Here is a 21,027-nt window from a genome sequence, read left to right as displayed (position 1 = left end):
GAGTATACCACCGAAACTAAGTATTTCCTCATTTATGGGATATTTAAAGGGCAAAAGTAGTTTAATGATATTTGATCGACACGCTAATTTAAAGTATAAATCTGGGAATCGCAAATTTTGGTGTCGAGGCTTTTATGTTGATACGGTTGGACGAAATCAGAAGCGAATTGAAGAATATATTCGTAATCAATTACAAGAGGACGTGGTAGCAGAGGCTTTCAGCCGAAGAGCAAGCCACCCGTTCTCACGGGTGGTTTTAACTATTCCGTTTATGAAGAAAATATTAGTAGGGCTTAGATCCCTGTGCAAAATTCCTCGTTTATGCACTAGAGATATAGTGTGAAGTATTTGCCGTAAAATATTAAATTTTGATTCATCTGGTAATTCGCTTTCTTTAATATAATTAGCAAAAGTAAAATCCGCTTTTTCCATTGTGTAGGAATAATTATCGATATTAAAGTCATATACATTTATAATACTTTCAATATCTGAACATGATTTTGTAATTTCAAACTCTCTACGAAATCGACTTCTTAGCGATTCATGTCTAACCGAGTCTTCATTTAATTTTTTTAATACTAATCCTGTAGATTTTTGTAGAAAAATATCTGCAAATCCACCTTTTCCGATTTCTACTAAATCTTGATTGGTTTCTACTAAGAAGAATTCATTGCCTTTTTTTGACAAATACAATGAATAAATTGAGCAGACTTTATTTAATTCCGTTAAAACCTTTTGTTGGTATTCTAAAGAATCAACTTCACCTTTTTAACGTTCTGTTAAAAGATATTGTTTGCTCAATATAATGCTGAAAAAAAGATCAAGTTTACCAGTTTCAGAGAAACTTAGTAATTTATCATTTACATAAACCCATCTTGTTGGGAACCCTTGACGGTAAACATCACTAAAACCGAAATAGCTATTAAAAAAGTCTACTAACTGTGGGCCAGTTTTATAGGTAAATAATTCTGTTTCATCCCCACAGAATATTTTTGCAAGTGTTTTGTAAAATTCTGGATTGATCAATAACGATACCTCTATCATAAATAAGCTAATAGATTCATTATAGCACTATAAATAAAGAAGACTATCTTTGTAATACACTTACTTAATTTTTTATATATCAACAATTTATTTGGTCAATTTAATTTGCTTAATTGACAGAAAAATGAAAGATCTCATTCAATCAGATCTATTTATTTTTTATGAATAAGTTGTACAACCTTGCTAAAGGTTGATATAAAGCTATTTATAAATCACTTGGACACAAACCGTGTCCAATCAGATTTTACGATAAAAAGGTAGAGAAAAAGGTAGAGTTTGAATTGAAATACAGTGCAATAAACTGCAATTGACAAAAAGAAAAAACGCTTGAAATCAGCGTTTTTCTTTTGTATTGATTCGTATTGAATCCTTATTTTACTTCAGTAAAGATTACGTGTTTACGCAATTTTGGTGAGTATTTTTTCAATTGAAGACGGTCTGGAGTGTTACGTTTGTTTTTTGAAGTAAGGTACAAGCGTTCACCAGATTCTTTGTGTTCAAGTGTAATATTTACGCGCATGGTATCTCCCTTCTATTATTTAGTTGCGTTAGCTTTAGCGATTTTACGTCCTTTGTAGTATCCTTTAAGTGATACACGGTGTGAACGTGAGTAATCTCCAGTTGTTTCGTCAAATTGTACTGATGGAGCAGTCAATTTGTAGTGTGTACGACGTTTGTTTTTCTTCGCTTTTGAAGTGTGACGTGCAGGTACTGCCATTTCTTTATTTCCTCCGAATTAATATTTATGTTCTTGATTTTAAATCAACTATAACAGAATAACATATCTTTTTTGTAAAGTAAAGTTGCTTGACAAAAAAACTTGTCAATAAAATATATAGTTAAAAACTATATCGTATGATAACAAATATATATTTCACAGCTATAACAGCAAGTGCTAGAATAGGCTTATTATTACATTAAGTGAAAGCATAAAAGGAGTAAATAACTATGAGTAAAGTTCATTATCATTTTGATCATGTTGGTTCTTACCTTCGTCCACAAGCTTTAAAAGAAGCACGTGAAAAATTTGCCAATGGTGAGATTTCGCAAGATGAATTGTTGAAAGTACAAGATGAATTGGTTAAGGAATTGGTTCATCATGAAGTAGAAAATGGTCTTCAAGTCGTTTCTGATGGTGAATTTGGTCGTTCTTGGTGGCACCTTGACTTCCTATGGAACCTAACTGGTTTTGAAGCTTACCAACAAGAGGATTCATATAAATTCCATGGAGCTAAGACACGTACAACTAACGTTCGTATCAATGGTAAAATTGCTGAAAATCCTAATCATCCTTTCTATCGTGACTTTGAATATCTTAAATCAGTGACTCCTGAAGGAATTACTCCAAAAGTAACTATTCCAAGTCCATCACTCATCATTAAGCGTGACCACCGTAGTGATCTTTATGCAGATTACTATGATTCATGGACAGATTTCCTTGATGATTTGGCTAAAGCTTACCATGATACCATCCAACATTTCTACGATTTGGGTGCACGTTATGTACAGTTGGATGATACGACTTGGGGTTATTTGATTCAACAGTTTGAGAATGAAAAAAATAATCCTGAGAAAACAGCTGAGTTGGCAAAAATTGCTGAGGATGATGTGTACACTATCAATAAAGCCTTGGAAGGTCTTCCAGAAGATTTGACTTTGGCTACTCATATTTGTCGTGGGAACTTTAAGTCAACTTATCTTTTTGAAGGTGGCTATGATTCAGTAGCTAAATATCTTGGTCAATTGAACTATGATATCTTCTTCTTGGAATACGATGATGCGCGTTCAGGTAGCTTTGCACCACTTCCAACGATTTGGAATAACCGTGATCATGTTGAATTGGTGCTTGGTGTGATTACTTCTAAGGATCCAGCTTTGGAAGATGTAGATGCTGTCATCGCTCGTATTCATGAAGCGGCTGAGCTTGTACCACTTAAGAACCTTGGTATCTCAACTCAATGTGGTTTTGCCTCAACTGAAGAAGGTAATATCTTGACTGAGCAAGATGAGTGGAATAAATTGCAATTGATTAAAACAATTACTGATAAAGTTTGGTCATAATAGAAAAAATGCAGAGGACAGGCTCAGCTTGTTCTCTCTTTTTATGAATATAGAAAGGAAGTGTCATGAATTATAAAGAGGTGGTGGCCAGTATCAAGTTGTTGTTGGGAGTGATGTACCAAATATATACCGCGCTTTGGAAGGGTTATTGGATCTAGATGAAGTATCTAAGGAATCATCGGAAAAACAAGATAGAACTCCTCTTCAAAGCTTTTTAGCCCTTATTTCTGGGATTTTCACCCCAATCTTACCAGTAATTACAGCAGCAGGGATGATCAAGGCTGTTTTGTCCTTTTGGGTTGTCTTTAAGGTAGTAGCTGTAGATGATGTTAACTATCAAGTTCTTAATTTTATTGGCGATGCTGGATTTTATTTCTTACCTGTATTTTTAGGTGCCTCAGCAGCTCGACAGTTTAAGACGAATGCTCAATTGGGGATGTTGATTGGTGCTATTTTATTACACCCAACTTTTACTCAGATTGTGACAACTGCCAAGGAATCAGGTCATGGCGTCTCTTTCTTTAGTATTCCTCTTACATTAACTTCTTACTCATCAACGGTTATCCCTGTTATTTTGGCAGTTTGGTTTATGAGTTACGTGGAGCGCTTTGCGATTAAAATTTCACCAAAGGCTGTGAAGTTTTTCTTGGTTCCTATGATTACGACCTTAATTACTGCAATCGTAACACTTTTGATTTTAGGTCCAATTGGTGTTGTCATTGGTAACTGGTTGGGTGACTTCTTTAAGTGGTTGGAAAACTTTGGCCCATGGGTTGTTCCGACAATTGTAGGAGCAACCTTCCCGTTAATGGTTACAACAGGAACTCACTATGGCTTAGTATCCATTGGAATCAATAACCGTATGACTATTGGTTATGATACGATTGCACAGCCAGGTGCTTTGGCTTCAAATGTGGCTCAGGGTGGAGCAGCTCTTGCTATTGCTTTAAAAACTAAGGATACCAATAAAAAAGCTCTGGCTTCATCTGCTGGAATTACTGCAATTTGTGGGATTACGGAACCGGCTCTTTATGGGGTAACTTTGCAAAATAAAGCTGCCCTCATAGGATCTATTGTTGCAGGGGGAGTAGGTGGCTTCTTCCTTGGTATTTTAGGTGCGAGAAATTTTGCAGGTGCTTCCCCAGGTCTCTTGACGATTGCAGCCTATATCGGTGAAGATACACTTAAATATTTTTACACAGCTATTGGAGGTCTCGTAATTTCTGTTGTAGTCTCTTTTATTGTGACCTTCGTTCTTTATAAAGAAGATTAATGATTGTGGCAGGCCGAGAGGTCTGTTTCTTTCTTACGTTGAAAAAACCTCTACCATTTCCCAAAAGCTATGTAAATTATGATAGAATAGAGTGATTATATCTGTAATAACGGAAAAGGAGGGCAGGTCTATTTGAGACCTGTATCATCATTATGAAACTTCAAAAACCTAAGGGAACGCAGGATATTTTACCTGCTGATAGTGCTAAATGGCAGTACGTAGAAAATGTTGCACGTGAAACATTTAATAAATACAATTATGGTGAAATTCGTACACCTATGTTTGAACATTACGAGGTCATTTCACGTTCAGTAGGTGATACAACTGACATCGTTACTAAGGAAATGTACGATTTTCATGATAAGGGAGACCGTCATATTACACTTCGTCCAGAAGGAACAGCACCGGTTGTACGCTCTTATGTAGAAAATAAACTCTTTGCGCCAGAGGTTCAAAAACCCGTTAAAGTTTATTATATTGGATCAATGTTCCGTTATGAACGTCCTCAAGCAGGACGCTTGCGTGAGTTCCACCAACTTGGTGTAGAGTGCTTTGGATCAAAAAATCCAGCCACAGATGTTGAAACCATTGCTATGGCCTACCAACTTTTTAATACGCTTGGCATCAAGGAAGTTACCCTTCATTTGAATAGCCTTGGAAATACTGAGAGTCGTCTGGCTTATCGTCAGGCCTTGATTGACTACTTGACACCAATGCGTGATACTTTATCAAAAGATAGTCAACGCCGTTTGGATGAAAATCCTTTGCGAGTACTCGATTCAAAAGAAAAAGAAGATAAGGTTGCAGTTGAAAATGCACCCTCTATTCTTGATTATTTAGATGACGAAAGTCAAGCGCACTTTGACGAAGTGCGTGCCATGCTCGATAATCTTAACATTCCTTATGTGATTGATACTAATATGGTACGTGGTCTTGATTACTACAACCACACGATTTTTGAATTTATTACCACTATTGATAAGTCAGAATTGACAATCTGTGCGGGCGGTCGTTACGATAGTTTGGTTGAATACTTCGGTGGTCCAGAAACAGCTGGTTTTGGTTTTGGACTTGGTTTAGAACGCTTGCTTTTGGTTCTTGATAAACAAGGTATTGAACTTCCGGTGGAAGAAAATCTAGATGTTTACATTGCAGTACTTGGTTCAGGTGCTAATGGTAAAGCTCTTGAGTTAGTTCAAGCTATCCGCTATCAAGGATTTAAAGCTGAACGTGATTACCTTGGACGGAAGATTAAGGCACAATTCAAGTCAGCAGATACCTTCAAGGCCAAGACTGTTATCACATTAGGTGAGAGTGAAGTGGAGTCAGGTCAAGTTAATGTCAAAAATAATTCTACTCGTGAGGAAGTTACTGTAAGTTTCGAAGAGCTAACTAAGAACTTTGTAGCAGTCCTCAAACAGTTAGAAAAGTAGGGGGCATATGATTAGTATAGTTGATATGCTCAAACGGAGTGAAAAGTTTAGTTTGGCTTTTGATCGTAGTATGCCTATTCGTTTCCAACAACAGTTTTGGCAGTTGATTGCCTTTCTTGATAAACATGATATTACTTGGTTTAATGATGAGCCTGCAAGTGATCATGCGATGTGTCAGCAATTACTTGGTCAAGTTTGGCGTCAGGATTGTCAAGATGTGGTCTTGAGTTTTGAAACCCAGGAACGTTATTTGGGATGGCAGGTAGACGAGGAAACTGATGAACTTAGTGTTATCATTGAAGATGTTTACGGATTCCGTTGGAATAGTTTACTTGACTTAGAAACAGCCGATTATCGTTTTGAAGATTTTGAAGAGTTTGCTGAGGATTACGTGGATACTAGTGATTTGTTGAAACAATTTGGCAAATAGTTTTATAAAAAAGAAAGTCTATTAAAATTCTAACCTGAAATGGGTGGGGTTTTGATGGGCTTTTTGCTATAATAGTTAAGACTAAAAAATTAACGAAAGAAGTGTATTTATGGAACGTTCTATGTATGCCGGACGTGTTCGTAGTGAACACATCGGAACTACTATTACTTTGAAAGGTTGGGTATCTCGCCGTCGTAACCTCGGAGGTTTGATTTTCATCGATCTTCGTGACCGTGAAGGTTTGATGCAGTTGGTTGTTAACCCTGATAATGCGGATGCTAATGTTGTTGAAACAGCTGAAAGCTTGCGTAGTGAATTTGTTATTGAAGTAACAGGAACTGTTGAAGCGCGTGAACAAGCTAATGATAACTTACCTACAGGTGCTGTCGAACTTAAAGTTGAAGACCTTAAAGTCCTTAATACTGCTAAAACAACACCATTTGAAATCAAAGATGGTGTTGAGGCTAGTGATGATACACGTATGCGTTACCGCTACTTGGATCTTCGTCGTCCAGAGATGTTGGAAAACTTTAAGCTCCGTGCAAAGGTAACTCACGCCATCCGTAATTATCTTGATGACTTGGAATTTATCGATGTTGAAACGCCAATGTTGACAAAATCTACACCAGAAGGTGCTCGTGATTACTTGGTTCCAAGCCGTGTTAGCCAAGGTCACTTTTATGCTCTTCCGCAAAGTCCTCAAATCACTAAACAATTATTGATGAATGCTGGTTTTGACCGTTATTATCAAATTGTTAAGTGTTTCCGTGATGAAGATTTGCGTGGAGACCGTCAACCTGAGTTTACACAAGTTGACTTGGAAACGTCATTCCTTAATGAGCAAGAAATCCAAGATATTACAGAGGGATTGATTGCTAAGGTTATGAAAGAAACTAAAGGGATTGAAGTTACATTACCATTCCCACGCATGTCTTATGATGATGCCATGAATAACTATGGTTCTGACAAGCCAGATACACGCTTTGACATGCTTTTACAAGACTTGACAGAAGTTGTCAAGGGTGTAGACTTCAAAGTATTTGCTGAGGCACCAGCTGTTAAGGCAATTGTTGTCAAAGGAAATGCAGACAAGTACTCACGTAAAAGTATTGACAAGTTGACAGAGTTTGCCAAACAATTTGGCGCAAAAGGTCTTGCTTGGGTTAAGATGACTGACGGAGCTCTAGCAGGTCCAGTTGCTAAATTCTTGACAAGTATTGAAGATAAGTTGACAGATGCTTTACACCTTGAAGAGAATGATCTAGTTCTTTTTGTAGCAGATACACTTGAAATCGCTAATAGCACACTTGGTGCTTTGCGTAATCAAATTGCTAAAGAACTTGACATGATTGACAACACTAAGTTTAACTTCCTTTGGGTTGTCGATTGGCCAATGTTTGAGTGGTCTGAAGAAGAAGGGCGCTATATGTCTGCTCACCACCCATTTACTTTGCCAACAGAAGATTCTGCAGCAGAGCTTGAAGGAGATCTTTCCAAGGTACGTGCTGTAGCTTATGATATTGTCTTGAATGGTTATGAGCTTGGTGGAGGTAGTCTACGTATCAATCATAAAGACCTACAGGAACGTATGTTGAAAGCTCTTGGTTTCTCTGAAGAATCAGCCTATGAGCAATTTGGATTCCTTCTTGAAGCTATGGACTATGGTTTCCCACCACATGGTGGTTTGGCTATCGGTCTTGACCGCTTCGTCATGCTTCTTGCAGGTAAAGATAATATCCGTGAAGTGATTGCCTTCCCTAAAAATAATAAGGCATCAGATCCTATGACTCAGGCTCCAAGTCTTGTGGCTGATAAACAGTTAGAAGAACTTGCCCTTCATGTAGATTTAGAAAATGAATAAAGCACCTCTTCATAAACATGTTAAATTTGTAGCGAAAAAGTCTGCGAAGAAAATGGGCGTTTTGCAGGCTGCACGTAGTATTTCCCGTGAAAAATATACTGAAAAAGTTTCAGCTTCTTTACTTTACGGGCTCTTATCGTCAATCGCCGTTAATTTCTTTTTTCAACCTGGACATGTTTACTCCAGTGGAGCGACAGGTTTGGCACAGGTTTTATCGGCATTGAGTGTTAGAACTTTAGGCTTTGAGATACCAGTATCATTGACTTTCTATGCGATTAATATCCCTCTCTTGATTATGGCTTGGTATAAGATTGGCCATAAATTTACAATCTTTACCTTTATTACAGTAACGATGAGCTCCCTTTTTATTCAGGTGATGCCACATGTAACCTTGACAGAGGATCCTTTGATCAATGCTATCTTTGGTGGTTTGGTCATGGGTACGGGGATTGGTTTCGGTTTAAAATCACGTATCTCTAGTGGGGGGACGGATATCGTTAGCCTCACTATTCGTAAGAAAACAGGTCGTGATGTTGGTAATATCTCCTTGATTGTCAATGGAATTATCATGGTTTTTGCGGGCATTCTTTTTGGTTGGAAATATGCTCTTTATTCAATGGTGACTATTTTTGTTTCTAGTCGAGTTACAGATGCGATTTTCACAAAACAAAAGAAAATGCAGGCTATGATTGTCACAAGTAATCCTGACCCAGTTGTAAGGATGATTCAGAAGAAACTCCACCGTGGAGTAACGCTGATTAATGATGCGGAAGGGACTTATAATCACGAAAAGAAAGCAGTATTACTGGCGATTATTACGCGTGAAGAGTATACTGACTTCAAGCATTATATGAGAAAGGCAGATCCCAAAGCCTTTGTCTCCATCGCAGAAAATGTACATATTCTAGGTCGTTTTGTTGATTTAGATGACTAACAAAAAAAGGAAGTTGACGAACGTTAGCTTCTTTTTTGTTGGAGAGAATTCTTGACGAAATGCCTGCTTGACTTTACAATATCAGTATGATTAGATTTTTAATTCCAACCGCAAAAGAAATGAAGGCCAGTAAGGAAGTTCCGTCTCAAAAACTATCCGAAAAGAGTGCAGCTATCCTAACTGAAATGGCAAAATTATCCACAGATGAATTGTCCACAGCTTATAAAATAAAGCCTGAGCAGGCTGAGAAAGAAAAGCAACGCTGGGCTGTGATTTTATCGGGAGAAGCGAAGAGCTATCCGGCTGTCGAGCTTTTTAATGGTCTGATGTATCGTCACATCAAACGTAGTGACTTATCCACATGTGAAAAAGATTTCTTAGGTCAACAAGTGTTTATCACATCTTCTTTTTATGGAATCATTCCCGCTTTTTACCCTATTCAAGAACATCGTCATGACTTTCATACGAAGATAAAGGTTGATGGTCAGTCCTTAAAAAACTATTGGCGTGCCGAATATGACCAATTTTTAGAGGAGAGTCAAGTTCCAGTTGTTTCTTTGCTTTCGAGTGAATTCGAGGATGTTTTTAGTCCAACTCTTCGTAAGCAGTTATTCACGGTTAGTTTTATGGAAGACCGCAATGGGGTTCTTAAGACTCACTCTACGATTTCCAAAAAGGCAAGAGGGGCTTTTTTGACAGCTGTTATGGAGGAGAATTGTCAAACGATTAATGATTTACGAAAATTGTCTTTTGATGAGTTTAATTATCGTGAGGATTTATCCTCTAATAATGAGCTAGTTTTTGTTAAAATTGCATAAAAAAGTCTGAGTTATAAGCTCAGACTTTTTTATAGCATATCTTTACGATCGACTTGTTCATAGTTCGTTTGACCGTCATTTAGCTTGTCCCAAATAACGACTTCTCCTTGATTAAGAGATTTTTTGACATCAATAATACGTTGATTAGATGATCCTCGAAACTGGAGCATAAGGTTCTTTTTAGTGATGTCAAAGCGGCCGTCAACGAGAATGTCAACGAGTTGAAGAAGTTCTAGTTTATCAGGAGTTTCAAGCATCAACTCCTCCCAAGTATAACCAGTCCAAGACCAGATATCTTTTTCCGGGAGTTCCTCACGAATGCGTTTGACTAGGGGAATGAGAATTCCTGTGTTTAGGAAGGGTTCACCACCAAGTAGCGTGAGACCTTGTACGTAAGGTTGAGCTAGATCCCTCATGATTTGTTCTTCAAGTTCTTTAGTATAGGGAATTCCTGCCTTAAAGGACCAGGTGGCAGCGTTATAGCATCCCTCGCAATGAAACATGCAACCAGAGACGTAAAGGGAGTTACGCACGCCTTCACCATCAACGAAATTAAAAGCTTTGTAGTCAATAATACGTCCTTGGCTAAGTTCTTCAGACTTCCATTCCTGTGGTTTTGGTGTATTCCATGTCATGATTCTACTCCAAATCTATCCAATAGCGCTCAGTTTCATGGCGAATGTCCTCCAACTGGCCACCGTTGGCTAATATAACAGCTCGACTAGCAGGATTCTTGATACTACAAGTGACCAGAGCACGATGAATATTCTTGTCTTTAGCTACTTGTAAGCCTTGACGGAGTGATTCTTTCGCATAACCCTTTCCTCGTTCGGATGGACGGATAGAGTAGCCAATATGGCCCCCTTTTTCTAGTAAGTAGTCATTTAATCGGAGACGAAGGTTGAGGAAACCAAGAGCATGATCCGCTTCGTCAAAACTAACCAGCTGGATAGCAGGAACCCAGTTTTCAGGAATATTGAGTCCCGCTTCCGATTGAATATTTTCTTCCAGCCACTCTTCATAAACAAAATTGTCGGGGTTCCAAAATCCACCATCATTAGCAGATTGCTCCCTTTCAAATTCAGCCATCATCTCTAAGATAGCTTCTTTATCTGTTTGACTCGGTCGGCGTAAGATCATATTATTTCTTCTTTCCAGCTTTTTTCAAAAGGGCTTGGACACGTGCTTTTTTATCGTTTTTGACGGTTGCATTTTTTTCGTGGTAACGTTCCACTTGTTGCATACCTTTATAATCTAATTGATATTTTCCCATTATATTCCTTTCTAAAAATGAAATAAGCAAAGCAGTTGGAAGGTACCATCCAGCTGCTTCTAGTTTATTATAATGTATTCTAGGTCTTATTAAAGGTGTTTTCCTTCATATTTTATGGTTGAACCGTTCATGTGTTTGACTCGAGCAGAGATTTCTTTGTGGCGTCCTTTAACCATTGGGCGTGCCTGTGGGTTTCCTAGATAGCCGCAAGTACGTTTGACAACATCAACTGTTTTAGGATCTGTGTTGCCACAGTTAGGGCACATGAATCCACGTTCTGTTGGGGTGAAGTCCCCTTCAAAATCACACTTGTAGCATTTATCAATTGGAGTATTCGTTCCGAGGTAACCGACACGGTCATAAGCAAAGTCCCAGACAGCTTCGAGTGCCTTTGGATTTTGCTGGAGGACTGGATATTCGCAGTAATGGATGAATCCACCAGTTGCGCCAGCTTCTGGGTATGCTTTTTCGAATTCTAATTTTTCAAATGGTGTTGGATTTTTACGAACATCGTAGTGGAAAGAGTTGGTGTAATACTCTTTATCTGTGATATCAGTCACGACACCGAACTTTTCAGTATCCAAACGACAGAAACGATCCGTCAAACTCTCTGATGGTGTTGAATAAACAGAGAAATGATAATCATATTCGTCAGACCAACTTTCACAAGCATTTTTCATAGATTTAACGATATCTAACGTGAACGCTTTGGCTTCTGGATTAGTCTCCCAGTCACTACCATAAAAAACGGATGCTACTTCATAAAGCCCAATATAACCAAGTGATACAGTTGCACGACGATGTTTGAAGAGTTGATCTACATTATCGAATTTACCTAGACGTTGGCCAAAGGCCCCGTACTGATAAAGGATAGGTGCATTAGCAGGTGTAGCTTCTTTGACACGTTCAACTCGGTAGACGAGTGCATCTTTGGCAATTCCCATTCTTTCTTCAAAAATTTCCCAAAATTTATCTTGGTCTCCCTTAGATTCTAGGGCAATTCGAGGAAGATTAAGGGTTACAACACCCAGATTCATTCGTCCAGAATTAACTTCAACACCATCTTCATCCTTCCACCCTTGTAGGAAGGAACGACATCCCATAGGAGCCTTAAAGGAACCTGTCAATTCAACGATTTTGTCATATGATAAGACATCTGGATACATACGCTTTGTTGCACATTCAAGAGCTAGTTGCTTAATATCGTAGTTAGGTGAGCTAGGCTCTAAGTTAAGTCCACGTTTTAAGGTAAAAATGAGTTTAGGGAAAATGGCTGTACGGTGTTCGGAGCCAAGTCCTAAAATACGAACTTGTAGGATAGCCTTTTGGATTTCACGCTCAAACCAGTTTGTCCCTAAACCGAAACCGAGAGAGGTAAAGGGAGTTTGTCCGTTCGAAGTGAAAAGCGTATTAATCTCGTATTCAAGAGATTGCATAGCATCGTAGATATCTTTACGCGTTTTGGCGCGTGCATAGTCTTCACGTTTTTCTTCAGCTACCCACTCTTTAGCATCAGCTAAGTGTTTTTTGTAGTTAAGTTCTGCGTAAGGAGCTAAAAACTCATCGATACGGTCTGCAGTACAGCCACCATATTGACTAGAGGCAACATTTGCGATGATTTGTGAAATTTGTGCTGTTGCAGTTTGAATGGATTTAGGACTTTCAACTTCAGCGTTACCAATTTTAAAACCATTTGCCAACATGCCTTTGAAGTCAATCAAACAACAGTTGGTCATAGGTGTGTAAGGGCTGTAGTCTAAATCGTGGAAATGGATATCTCCCTTTTGATGAGCATTTGCCACGTGTGGAGGAAGCATCTTAAGTCCTACAGATTTTCCGACAATTCCTGCGGTTAAATCACGTTGTGTATTGTAAAGATCGCTATCTTTATTAGCATTTTCATGAACAACAGCCTGGTCTTTATTAACAAGTTTACTAATGGTGAAATTGATGTCAGTAGCCTGAGAACGTTCAAAATCACGTTTGGTACGATAGTTGATATATTCTTGAGCGATAGCATATTCGTTAGCTTCGAGTAACTCGTGCTCTACTATGCTTTGGATTTCATATATTTTGATATTTTGAGTGAAGCGGTCATTGATTTCAGCAACAATACGGTTGGCAATTCCCTCCAACTTTGCTTCAATCAAGGGTGTGATAGGTGTAATAGCCTCACTTGCTTTTAGGATAGCCTCATATATTTTACTTGAATCAAAGACAACCATACGACCATCACGTTTGATGACTTTGATATCAGGGTTGATTGTAACCTTTTCTTTTTCTAATGTAATCATCTAAAAATCACCTCGCTACTAATTATAGCACTAGGCAAAAAAAAATCAATATATTGTGGTATATTTTTATCTCAACCACTATATATTGATTTTTCGACCTATTTTAGGACGTAAACAGTGTATCGTTCAACGCCTTTTACAGGGGCTTTTTTATAGTTTTTTGAAAGTGTAGATTTAACATCAGAAGGTAGTTGTGTATCTTGTTGGACAACGATATATTGTGCTGAATCTTGGATAATAGTATCTGAGAGAGCTTTCTGATGACTAGATTTAGCTGTGTTAAGTTCTGGAATAACAAATTGTGAGACTGCTTTACGACCGCTTTCCAAATAAATTTTTGCTGATGAATCGTAAACGTAGATAGTTTCATCCTTCTTAGTATTTTTAGCGAGGTAATTTGCAACAGTACTACGTTCAGTATTATTTCCTAAATTAAATAGGAACATAATGATTGGCATCGCGAAAGCAAATGCAAAGACTGCAATAGGTAAGAAGTAATTACGACTAAGGAATATACCAAAAACTTTAAGTGTGTGAATCTGGTTACCATTACGACGTCGGTGAGAAGTTCGCTCTGCTCTCTTTTTAATAGCATCATCTAAAGAAAGTGCTGTCAAGACTAGACCATAAGGTACGATGTTGAGAATACTGTAAAGCCCAAAACTTTGAGAGAACAAGCTGTAAACCACTGTAAAGATAAAACTAAGGAGTAGTACCCACTTGATACTCTTATCTTTAGCATCGCCAAGAAGGTGGTTGCTTGTAGTCAGTGCACCAATAAGTAATCCAGAGCCTATAACAGCAAAACTTTGGTAAGCTAACGTAAGTAGAAAGTCATTTTTTTCTACAGCAAGTTGTGTAAAGTTGTAAACCAAAACTTGGTTAATATAGTCCGATGTAATTTGTAAATTTAGGATAAAGTAAAGACATAGATACAATACTAGAATGTTACCAAAAATAATACAAAGAACTTGATAAAAACCACGAGCAAAGTGCTTGTTGACAAGGTTGTAAACGAAGATTGTCACAAGTGACAATATCCAGAAAATAAGAGTTCGAGCTTCAAAAAGAGCTCCCGCAGTGCCAGCGAAGCCGTAAAGAATAAAGGCTTCATCACGACTGTGACCCGCAAAGTAACGAGTTAAGAAGAAGATGGCACCTAGGACAAAAGGCATAGCAAATTGGATAGGGTAGAGCCCTCCAAAACCAAGTGTTCCATTAGTAACATAGAAAATAATACTAATTAGAGTGGCAATTTCCTTCTTATTTGTCATGTGCATGACAGTCTTGTAAAGGTAACTTCCAGAAAGATAGTAGCTAAGGAATTGAATAGGAATCAGCCAAAGAGTTGATCCTAAACGGAAAGCCAGAGAAACTAGTAAGTAATAAAAGAAGCCGCCTGTCGCAAAAAAGTCAGAGTAGGGTAAGCTACCATTGGCAAACATTTTTGCAATGTAAAGGTTTTGAGACTGTATATTATTGGCAAAGTCTGTAAAGCAGGGCACTGATATACTAAAAATACTCAAAATCAAACTGAGAATCAGGATATGGCCTTTATGCTTCCATGGAAGTGAAATTTTAGTTTTTTTCTCTATTTGAGACGAATTTGATTCTTCTGTATGTCCCTGAATTGTCACTTCAATCTTTTCGGATTGATTATCTTGTGTATGAGAGCGATGGTGGCTTCGATGATAACCTTGGTAGCCACTTGAATCTAAAGTATTGTCTTCGTTATATGGACTCACAATTAAACTCCTTTGTTGACATTTGGAAAGTTATAAATAAAAGGGTCTTATCCCCTAATTGTCTTATTTAAAGTATATCAGATAATACCATTTAGTCAATTTTCCTCTAATTTCTTACATTTAAGAAAATAATATCTAAAAAAGAGACTGAGATACAATATCCCAATCTCTTTTTAACAAGTCATTTCTTTGCCTATGGCATTGAATATTTTTAGTTTTCGTCGATGAAGCTATTGAAAACTTCTTCAATCATATCCCATTCAGCATCTGAATCTTCAGGGATTGGTTGAAGGTCGCCTTCAGTACCGTCTTCATTTTCAGTGAATGAGTATGCTTGGATTTCAATTTCTCCGTTAGCATCTTCTTCAGCACCAGCTGGTACCAAAAGAACATAGTTTTTACCAAATTCTTCGCGTCCATCAATAGTCAACAAGATTTCAAAAAGTGTTTCATTTCCTTGTTCGTCTACTAAAGTGATGACTTCATGATCATGGTTGTGGCCGTGATTGTGTGACATATTGTTCTCCTTTTTGTAGAGAGCACTGAATAGTGAGGAAATCTAGTAGATTTGCTTGGCAGTTTACTAGATTGTCACTTGACTATTAGGTCTCTATTACACTTTCTTAAAACATTCGATCGAGGTAGTTTTGTAGAATAAGTTGGGCAGCTAATTTATCAATAACTTTTTTACGTTTACCACGGCTGACATCTGCTTGTTCAACCAACATACGCTCGGCTTGAACAGTTGTCAAGCGTTCGTCTTGGTAATCTACAGGAATTCCAAAGATTTCCTTGATTTTGTCACCATAGGCTTTGCTTGCCTCAACACGTGGTCCTTCAGTGTTATTCATATTTTTAGGAAGACCAACAACAAATTTTTCTACCTTATATTCTTTAACGAGCTCGCCTAGTCGGTCGAAACCAAACTCTTCAGCCTCCTCGTCAATTTTGATAATTTCAACGCCTTGGGCTGTAAAACCGAGGGGATCACTAATCGCAACTCCTACTGTTTTTGAGCCAACATCAAGTCCCATTACTCGCATTAGAGGTCAATTCCATTTCCTTTAAGATAATAGCGAACGAGTTCTTCAACGATTTCATCACGTTCGTATTTACGAATCTGGTTACGGGCGTCATTATAACGCGGAACATAAGCAGGGTCACCGCTCAGAACATAACCGACGATTTGGTTGATAGGATTGTAACCTTTCTCAGCCAACGAACGGTAAACATTTGTCAAAGTATTACTGATTTCATCTTTGCTACCGTCGTCTAGGTTGAAACGAACAGTTTCATCTGTAAATCCCATACTGACACCTTCTTTCTATAAGAATTATCTGTTAGTTCTTTATTATAACATAAGTATAGCCAAAAGGGAAAGACGATGAACAAAAAAAGAGACGACTGAAGCCATCTCTCTTAATATCCAATAAGATTAAACGCGTTCAACTTTACCAGATTTAAGCGCACGAGCTGAAGCCCAAACTTTTTTAGGTTTACCATCAACAAGGATAGTAACTTTTTGAAGGTTAGGTTTAACGGCACGTTTAGTTTTGTTCATAGCGTGTGAACGGTTGTTTCCAGAAACAGTTTTACGTCCTGTAAAGTAACATACTTTAGCCATTTCGTGTTTTCCTCCTAGGTAGAATTTATTACGGATGTGCTAGCACCACATACCAAAACATTCTATCATAAGAATTTAGGTTTGACAAGAACTATTTATAATTTCTTTTTATAACAAAATAGTATATGCTTATTATAATAAGAAAAAATCAGTTAAAAAAGGAGAGAAGATGCCAGATAATCTTGCTCTACGCATGCGTCCACGTACAATTTCAGAGGTGATTGGTCAGAAGCATTTGGTTGGTGAAGGTAAAATTATTCGCCGTATGGTAGAAGCGAATATGCTGTCGTCAATGATTCTCTACGGGCCACCAGGAATCGGGAAGACCTCAATAGCTAGTGCTATTGCAGGAACAACAAAATTTGCTTTTAGAACCTTTAATGCTACTGTTGATAGCAAGAAACGCCTACAGGAAATTGCGGAAGAGGCTAAATTTTCAGGTGGCTTAGTTCTGCTTCTAGATGAGATTCATCGTTTGGATAAAGCTAAACAAGACTTTTTATTGCCACTCTTAGAGAATGGTAATATTATCATGATTGGGGCTACAACGGAGAATCCGTTTTTTTCTGTCACACCAGCCATCCGTAGTCGTGTACAAATATTTGAGTTGGAACCACTCTCTAACGAGGATATTAAGGAAGCTATACTAGGTGTTCTAGAGGACAAGGAGCGTGGCTTTGACTTTGATGTCCAGTTAGATGAGGATGCTCTAGATTTTATTGCTACGGCTACTAATGGTGATTTACGTTCGGCTTATAATTCCTTAGATTTAGCTGTCATGTCGACGCCAGCTTCAGAAGATGGGCTTCGCCATATTACTTTAGATACAGTGGAAAATAGTTTACAACGTAGCTATATCACCATGGATAAAGACGGTGATGGACACTATGATGTACTTTCTGCTTTGCAAAAATCTATTCGAGGCTCTGATGTTAATGCCAGTCTTCACTATGCAGCACGTTTGGTTGAAGCAGGAGATCTCCCTAGTCTAGCACGACGCTTGACTGTGATTGCGTACGAGGATATTGGTTTAGCTAATCCTGATGCGCAAGTTCACACGGTTACAGCTTTGGAAGCTGCACAGAAAGTAGGTTTCCCAGAGGCGCGTATTTTGATTGCCAATGTAGTTGTTGACTTAGCTTTATCTCCTAAGTCGAATTCGGCTTATATGGCTATGGATGCTGCCTTGGCAGACCTTAGAAAATCAGGGAATTTACCTATTCCTCGTCATTTGAGAGATGGACACTATGCTGGAAGCAAGGAACTGGGCAATGCACAAGATTACAAGTATCCCCATGCTTATCCTGAAAAGTGGGTCAAACAACAATATCTTCCGGATAAATTAAGAGGTGTGAATTATTTCCAACCCAATGAAACCGGGAAATATGAAAGAGCTCTTGGAGCTAATAAAGAACGGATCGATAAGTTATCTAGGTAATACGAGAGGAATCAACGAAAACGATTGCAATAAAATTGATTTTTCCTCTTGCAATAATTTTCAAAAGTGGTATTATAAAAACATAGAAATTGCTGTGGTATACGAATCCACATATAAGTGTTGACCGACTAATTTTTGTATTATCGGGAGACAGAGGTCTATTAACAGTGTGCAGGCTGGCTCACCCAGAAGCAACTGAAGTTAGTAGCGAGTCGCCCACCTGCTTTTTTACGTCGCGGGTTCAATACAAACGGTGGATCATCGGTACCAATACAGCATCCAGCCTCCTTAGCTCAGTTGGTAGAGCAGTGGACTCTTAATCCATGGGTCACAGGTTCGAGCCCTGTAGGGGGCATCTAAATCAACAGGAAAAAGCCTTGATTTATAAGGCTTTTTTGCTTGTCTATAACTGATTTGCCCCATCATTTGCCCCACATTTTTTTATGAGCAATCTTTCCAGACATCTCTAATTTGATTAAATTCTTCAAAAATTTTCTCTTCTAAAGTGTGTCCATATACTTCTACTAACATTGAAATATCTTTATGCCCTAGAATTTTTGCAATAACTCCAAGGTCAAATCCTTTGTGCCAGAGGTAGCTTCCATAGGTATGACGTGCTCCTTTTGTCGTGATAATTGGATAAATATCTAATTCATTTAAAAGAACACTCAAAGCTTTATTGACACTTGCAATATCTGGTACCAAGTGAATATATCCATAATGCTGAAAAATCATTTTATACCTATTCTTGATTCCTAGCTCTTTATTAGCCTTCTCCTGTTCAATTTTTAGGTCTTGTAATATCTTAATACATTCTTCGTCTATCGGTACCATCCGAATAGACGTTTTGTTTTTTGGAGGGACAAATTTATGAGAAAGGGTATTAAACCTCCTATATGTTTTTAGCAGTCCTCTGTCAAAGTCAACTTCATTCCAAGTTAACGCTATTAACTCTCCAAACCTCATGCCTGTTTTTAATAGAAAATAGATGATATAAGGAACAATTGAACGTTGGTAATCAAATTTTTTCTTTACTGCTAAAAGTAAATCCAGATAGTCCCTTTCTGTATGTAAATATTTCTCTTCTGTCATCTGTTGTTCTTTGGATGAAAATAACTCGACATGTTGTGTAAAATCATCAATTAGAACTTTGTCGGCAATTGCCATTTGGATGCTCTGATGAATCCCAGTATTCAATCTACCAAGAAAATTTCTACCAACTGTTTGTCCATACTTATTCATAATTCTTTGGTATTCACTCGCACGAATTTGAGTGACTTTTTTATTTCCAAATAATCTTTCAATTGTGTTTTTACGGAGAAGATATTTTTTCTTTGTCTCTTCCGACCTACTACTCGGTAGAATTTTTAGTTCAAGCCATTCTTGATACAGATCTACAAGAGAAATATCTCTAGAAATTCTTTTTCCTAAACGAAGTTCTTGCAGAATCGGTTCAGCTTCTGACTCTGCAAGTTTTTTTGTTTTAAAACCGCTATTATGAACAACAGTTTTCCCTTCGCTACGAATTTCATAGGTCCATAAATTACTATCTCCTCGCTTTCGATAACGAACACTTGCCATATTACGCCACCTCAGTTCCTAGAATCTCATTTACAACACTTTTTGGAACAACCATCAAACGTTTGCGATTATAAAATGTATAGCCTCGTGAGACAAGTAATTCTCTTGCCTGATGGATGATATCATTTGCAGTGTGAGGGCGATAGCCCATTTCAATTAATTCTTTGTTGCTAATTAAATTATGATCCATAGTTATCCTCCTTATTGATTTTCTAAAGTCAGAAACTCACCTACAAGTAGTTGTAATTCTGTATTTAATTTAGGGAGATTCTGTATTAATACTTCTTTTAATTCTTCCGCAAATTGGTTCGTTTCTTCTCTCAATAGTTTGCGGACTCTTGTTTTTTTCTTTTTGATGCTATCTGATTTTAAATTTGGAAAAGCCAATGACAACAGTTCAGGATTGTTGACAAAGATAATTGTAAATGCTCTTTGCTCCACTCGAATATGATCTAGCTTATAAAATCCGAAATTATCAAGTCGATTCATAATATCTTGGACCATCTCCTCACCAATCGCTTTGGTTCTGAGTTGGAACTCCAATCTCCACCAAAACGGATTTACACCCAAATCTAGCTTCTCTTCGCGCTTGTGAGCAATGATTTCTTTGTTCTTATCATATAACCTAACTTGTACATTACTACCGCTAGAACCCCAATATTTCGTCTCTAATTCGCCCCCTCGACCATAGAAGACCTTATGGGTAACACCACCTTTAATATGTTGCAAATTAACGATTTCAGGCCTGTTGAAAATGTCAAATGCCAAATCAAAACGAGACAAACGTACCGTCAATGAATTCAATCTGGCAAAGTACATTAATTGCCTCCAAACTTTCATTCCATCAAATTCTTTTAAAGTATTAGGATTGAAATCAATTCGAATCAATTGTTCACCTCCATAAGTGGATAATTGGAAAAATATAATATTGATCGAATCATACTCATTAAAAACTTTAGCTAAAGTAAAGACATCATCTCGAACATTATCATATATTTCAAATGAGTCAACTCTTGTACTTATTGCCTGTTTCAGATTTTTGAAAATTCGTCTTAGGGAACCAGTGTCTGTATCCCAGATAACCGTTAATCTATCAATACTGACATCTAGTCGCTGTACTAATTCTCCTACATCACATCGTTCTTGAATGCTTCTTAAATCTTGTATAGAAACCAACAAAATTGTCCCCCCTTCTTTTTGATTTTTTAGGTCTCAGAA

General features: G+C 37.7%; 22 protein-coding genes, 1 tRNA gene, 1 other RNA gene and 2 pseudogenes. 11 read left to right on the top strand and 15 right to left on the bottom strand.

Annotated features, from left to right (window positions below):
• A pseudogene (tnpA, locus tag ADH51_RS09780) lies at positions 1–223 on the top strand (IS200/IS605 family transposase); the annotation flags it as partial.
• A gap of 32 nt (positions 224–255) precedes the next feature.
• On the opposite strand, the pseudogene ADH51_RS02180 reads toward tnpA, so the two are convergent.
• The 3 genes and pseudogenes from ADH51_RS02180 to rpmF all read right to left on the bottom strand — a co-directional run.
• Positions 256–1,026: pseudogene (locus ADH51_RS02180) on the bottom strand (protein kinase domain-containing protein); the annotation flags it as partial.
• A 388-nt stretch (positions 1,027–1,414) separates the two neighbouring features.
• On the bottom strand, positions 1,415–1,564 hold the full coding sequence (gene rpmG, locus ADH51_RS02175; RefSeq protein ID WP_002262412.1) for a 50S ribosomal protein L33: 150 nt from the start codon (positions 1,562–1,564) through the stop codon (positions 1,415–1,417).
• Between the two features lie 15 nt (positions 1,565–1,579).
• Positions 1,580–1,762, bottom strand: a complete 183-nt coding sequence (gene rpmF, locus ADH51_RS02170; protein ID WP_002892130.1) for a 50S ribosomal protein L32 — start codon at positions 1,760–1,762, stop codon at positions 1,580–1,582.
• A gap of 230 nt (positions 1,763–1,992) precedes the next feature.
• Between rpmF and ADH51_RS02165 the strand changes: the two genes are divergently transcribed.
• The 7 genes from ADH51_RS02165 (at position 1,993) to yaaA (ending at position 9,854) form a co-directional block, all read left to right on the top strand.
• Entirely contained in the window at positions 1,993–3,105 is a 1,113-nt protein-coding gene (locus ADH51_RS02165) for a vitamin B12 independent methionine synthase (RefSeq protein ID WP_048674135.1), read from the top strand.
• 148 nt (positions 3,106–3,253) lie between these two features.
• Positions 3,254–4,378 (top strand): PTS transporter subunit EIIC, encoded by a 1,125-nt coding sequence (locus ADH51_RS02160; RefSeq protein ID WP_239682163.1) that lies wholly within the window; start codon positions 3,254–3,256, stop codon positions 4,376–4,378.
• 152 nt (positions 4,379–4,530) lie between these two features.
• Positions 4,531–5,811, top strand: a complete 1,281-nt coding sequence (gene hisS / locus ADH51_RS02155; RefSeq protein ID WP_048674133.1) for a histidine--tRNA ligase — start codon at positions 4,531–4,533, stop codon at positions 5,809–5,811.
• 7 nt (positions 5,812–5,818) lie between these two features.
• On the top strand, positions 5,819–6,241 hold the full coding sequence (locus ADH51_RS02150; protein ID WP_048674132.1) for a hypothetical protein: 423 nt from the start codon (positions 5,819–5,821) through the stop codon (positions 6,239–6,241).
• Between the two features lie 109 nt (positions 6,242–6,350).
• Complete coding sequence (gene aspS, locus ADH51_RS02145; RefSeq protein ID WP_048674130.1) at positions 6,351–8,102, top strand: aspartate--tRNA ligase; 1,752 nt, start codon at positions 6,351–6,353, stop codon at positions 8,100–8,102.
• Positions 8,095–9,036 (top strand): YitT family protein, encoded by a 942-nt coding sequence (locus tag ADH51_RS02140; RefSeq protein WP_022496174.1) that lies wholly within the window; start codon positions 8,095–8,097, stop codon positions 9,034–9,036. The genes aspS and ADH51_RS02140 overlap by 8 nt, the downstream gene beginning before the upstream one ends.
• Before the next feature lie 86 nt (positions 9,037–9,122).
• On the top strand, positions 9,123–9,854 hold the full coding sequence (yaaA, locus tag ADH51_RS02135) for a peroxide stress protein YaaA (RefSeq protein WP_041826714.1): 732 nt from the start codon (positions 9,123–9,125) through the stop codon (positions 9,852–9,854).
• A gap of 29 nt (positions 9,855–9,883) precedes the next feature.
• On the opposite strand, the gene nrdG is transcribed toward yaaA, so the two are convergent.
• The 9 genes from nrdG to rpmB all read right to left on the bottom strand — a co-directional run bounded on the left by nrdG (position 9,884) and on the right by rpmB (position 16,790).
• Positions 9,884–10,489, bottom strand: a complete 606-nt coding sequence (gene nrdG, locus ADH51_RS02130; RefSeq protein WP_002885801.1) for an anaerobic ribonucleoside-triphosphate reductase activating protein — start codon at positions 10,487–10,489, stop codon at positions 9,884–9,886.
• Positions 10,490–10,493: 4 nt separating this feature from the next.
• Positions 10,494–10,994 (bottom strand): GNAT family N-acetyltransferase, encoded by a 501-nt coding sequence (locus tag ADH51_RS02125; RefSeq protein WP_048674126.1) that lies wholly within the window; start codon positions 10,992–10,994, stop codon positions 10,494–10,496.
• A 1-nt stretch (position 10,995) separates the two neighbouring features.
• Positions 10,996–11,127 carry a hypothetical protein gene (locus ADH51_RS10245; protein WP_002885877.1) on the bottom strand — a complete coding sequence of 44 codons (132 nt, stop codon included), beginning with the start codon at positions 11,125–11,127 and terminating at the stop codon, positions 10,996–10,998.
• Between the two features lie 89 nt (positions 11,128–11,216).
• The gene (nrdD, locus tag ADH51_RS02120) at positions 11,217–13,421 is read right to left on the bottom strand and encodes an anaerobic ribonucleoside-triphosphate reductase (RefSeq protein ID WP_014635154.1); all 2,205 of its coding nucleotides are present in this window, start codon (positions 13,419–13,421) and stop codon (positions 11,217–11,219) included.
• A 98-nt stretch (positions 13,422–13,519) separates the two neighbouring features.
• Positions 13,520–15,166 (bottom strand): membrane protein, encoded by a 1,647-nt coding sequence (locus ADH51_RS02115; protein ID WP_048674124.1) that lies wholly within the window; start codon positions 15,164–15,166, stop codon positions 13,520–13,522.
• Between the two features lie 211 nt (positions 15,167–15,377).
• Positions 15,378–15,683: a DUF1292 domain-containing protein gene (locus tag ADH51_RS02110; RefSeq protein ID WP_048674122.1), complete on the bottom strand. Its 306-nt coding sequence runs from the start codon at positions 15,681–15,683 to the stop codon at positions 15,378–15,380.
• Positions 15,684–15,789: 106 nt separating this feature from the next.
• Positions 15,790–16,209, bottom strand: coding sequence for a Holliday junction resolvase RuvX (gene ruvX, locus ADH51_RS02105; protein WP_002887078.1), 420 nt, complete (start codon positions 16,207–16,209; stop codon positions 15,790–15,792).
• Positions 16,209–16,475 (bottom strand): IreB family regulatory phosphoprotein, encoded by a 267-nt coding sequence (locus ADH51_RS02100; RefSeq protein WP_002885737.1) that lies wholly within the window; start codon positions 16,473–16,475, stop codon positions 16,209–16,211. Before ADH51_RS02100 ends, ruvX begins: the two co-directional genes overlap by 1 nt.
• Before the next feature lie 126 nt (positions 16,476–16,601).
• The gene (rpmB, locus tag ADH51_RS02095; protein WP_002885786.1) at positions 16,602–16,790 is read right to left on the bottom strand and encodes a 50S ribosomal protein L28; all 189 of its coding nucleotides are present in this window, start codon (positions 16,788–16,790) and stop codon (positions 16,602–16,604) included.
• Between the two features lie 169 nt (positions 16,791–16,959).
• Here rpmB and ADH51_RS02090 point away from each other — a divergent pair, with 169 nt between their 5' ends.
• The 3 genes from ADH51_RS02090 to ADH51_RS02085 all read left to right on the top strand — a co-directional run bounded on the left by ADH51_RS02090 (position 16,960) and on the right by ADH51_RS02085 (position 18,583).
• Positions 16,960–18,228: a replication-associated recombination protein A gene (locus ADH51_RS02090; protein WP_002885641.1), complete on the top strand. Its 1,269-nt coding sequence runs from the start codon at positions 16,960–16,962 to the stop codon at positions 18,226–18,228.
• Between the two features lie 86 nt (positions 18,229–18,314).
• Positions 18,315–18,509, top strand: a non-coding RNA gene (gene ssrS / locus ADH51_RS09685) — 6S RNA.
• A 1-nt stretch (position 18,510) separates the two neighbouring features.
• Positions 18,511–18,583 (top strand) — tRNA-Lys (locus ADH51_RS02085).
• Positions 18,584–18,669: 86 nt separating this feature from the next.
• Here ADH51_RS02085 and ADH51_RS02080 read toward each other — a convergent pair.
• From ADH51_RS02080 to ADH51_RS02070, 3 genes are read right to left on the bottom strand one after another with little or no spacing between them, the layout of a single operon-like run.
• Positions 18,670–19,809, bottom strand: a complete 1,140-nt coding sequence (locus ADH51_RS02080; protein WP_014635152.1) for a site-specific integrase — start codon at positions 19,807–19,809, stop codon at positions 18,670–18,672.
• A 1-nt stretch (position 19,810) separates the two neighbouring features.
• The gene (locus tag ADH51_RS02075; protein ID WP_002903611.1) at positions 19,811–19,999 is read right to left on the bottom strand and encodes a DUF3173 domain-containing protein; all 189 of its coding nucleotides are present in this window, start codon (positions 19,997–19,999) and stop codon (positions 19,811–19,813) included.
• 11 nt (positions 20,000–20,010) lie between these two features.
• Positions 20,011–20,988, bottom strand: a complete 978-nt coding sequence (locus ADH51_RS02070) for a replication initiation protein (protein WP_048674119.1) — start codon at positions 20,986–20,988, stop codon at positions 20,011–20,013.
• Between the last annotated feature and the right edge of the window lie 39 nt (positions 20,989–21,027).

This window comes from Streptococcus sp. 449_SSPC (assembly GCF_001073005.1).
Lineage (GTDB): Bacteria > Bacillota > Bacilli > Lactobacillales > Streptococcaceae > Streptococcus > Streptococcus salivarius_F.
This window is presented reverse-complemented; position numbering and strand designations above follow the sequence as displayed.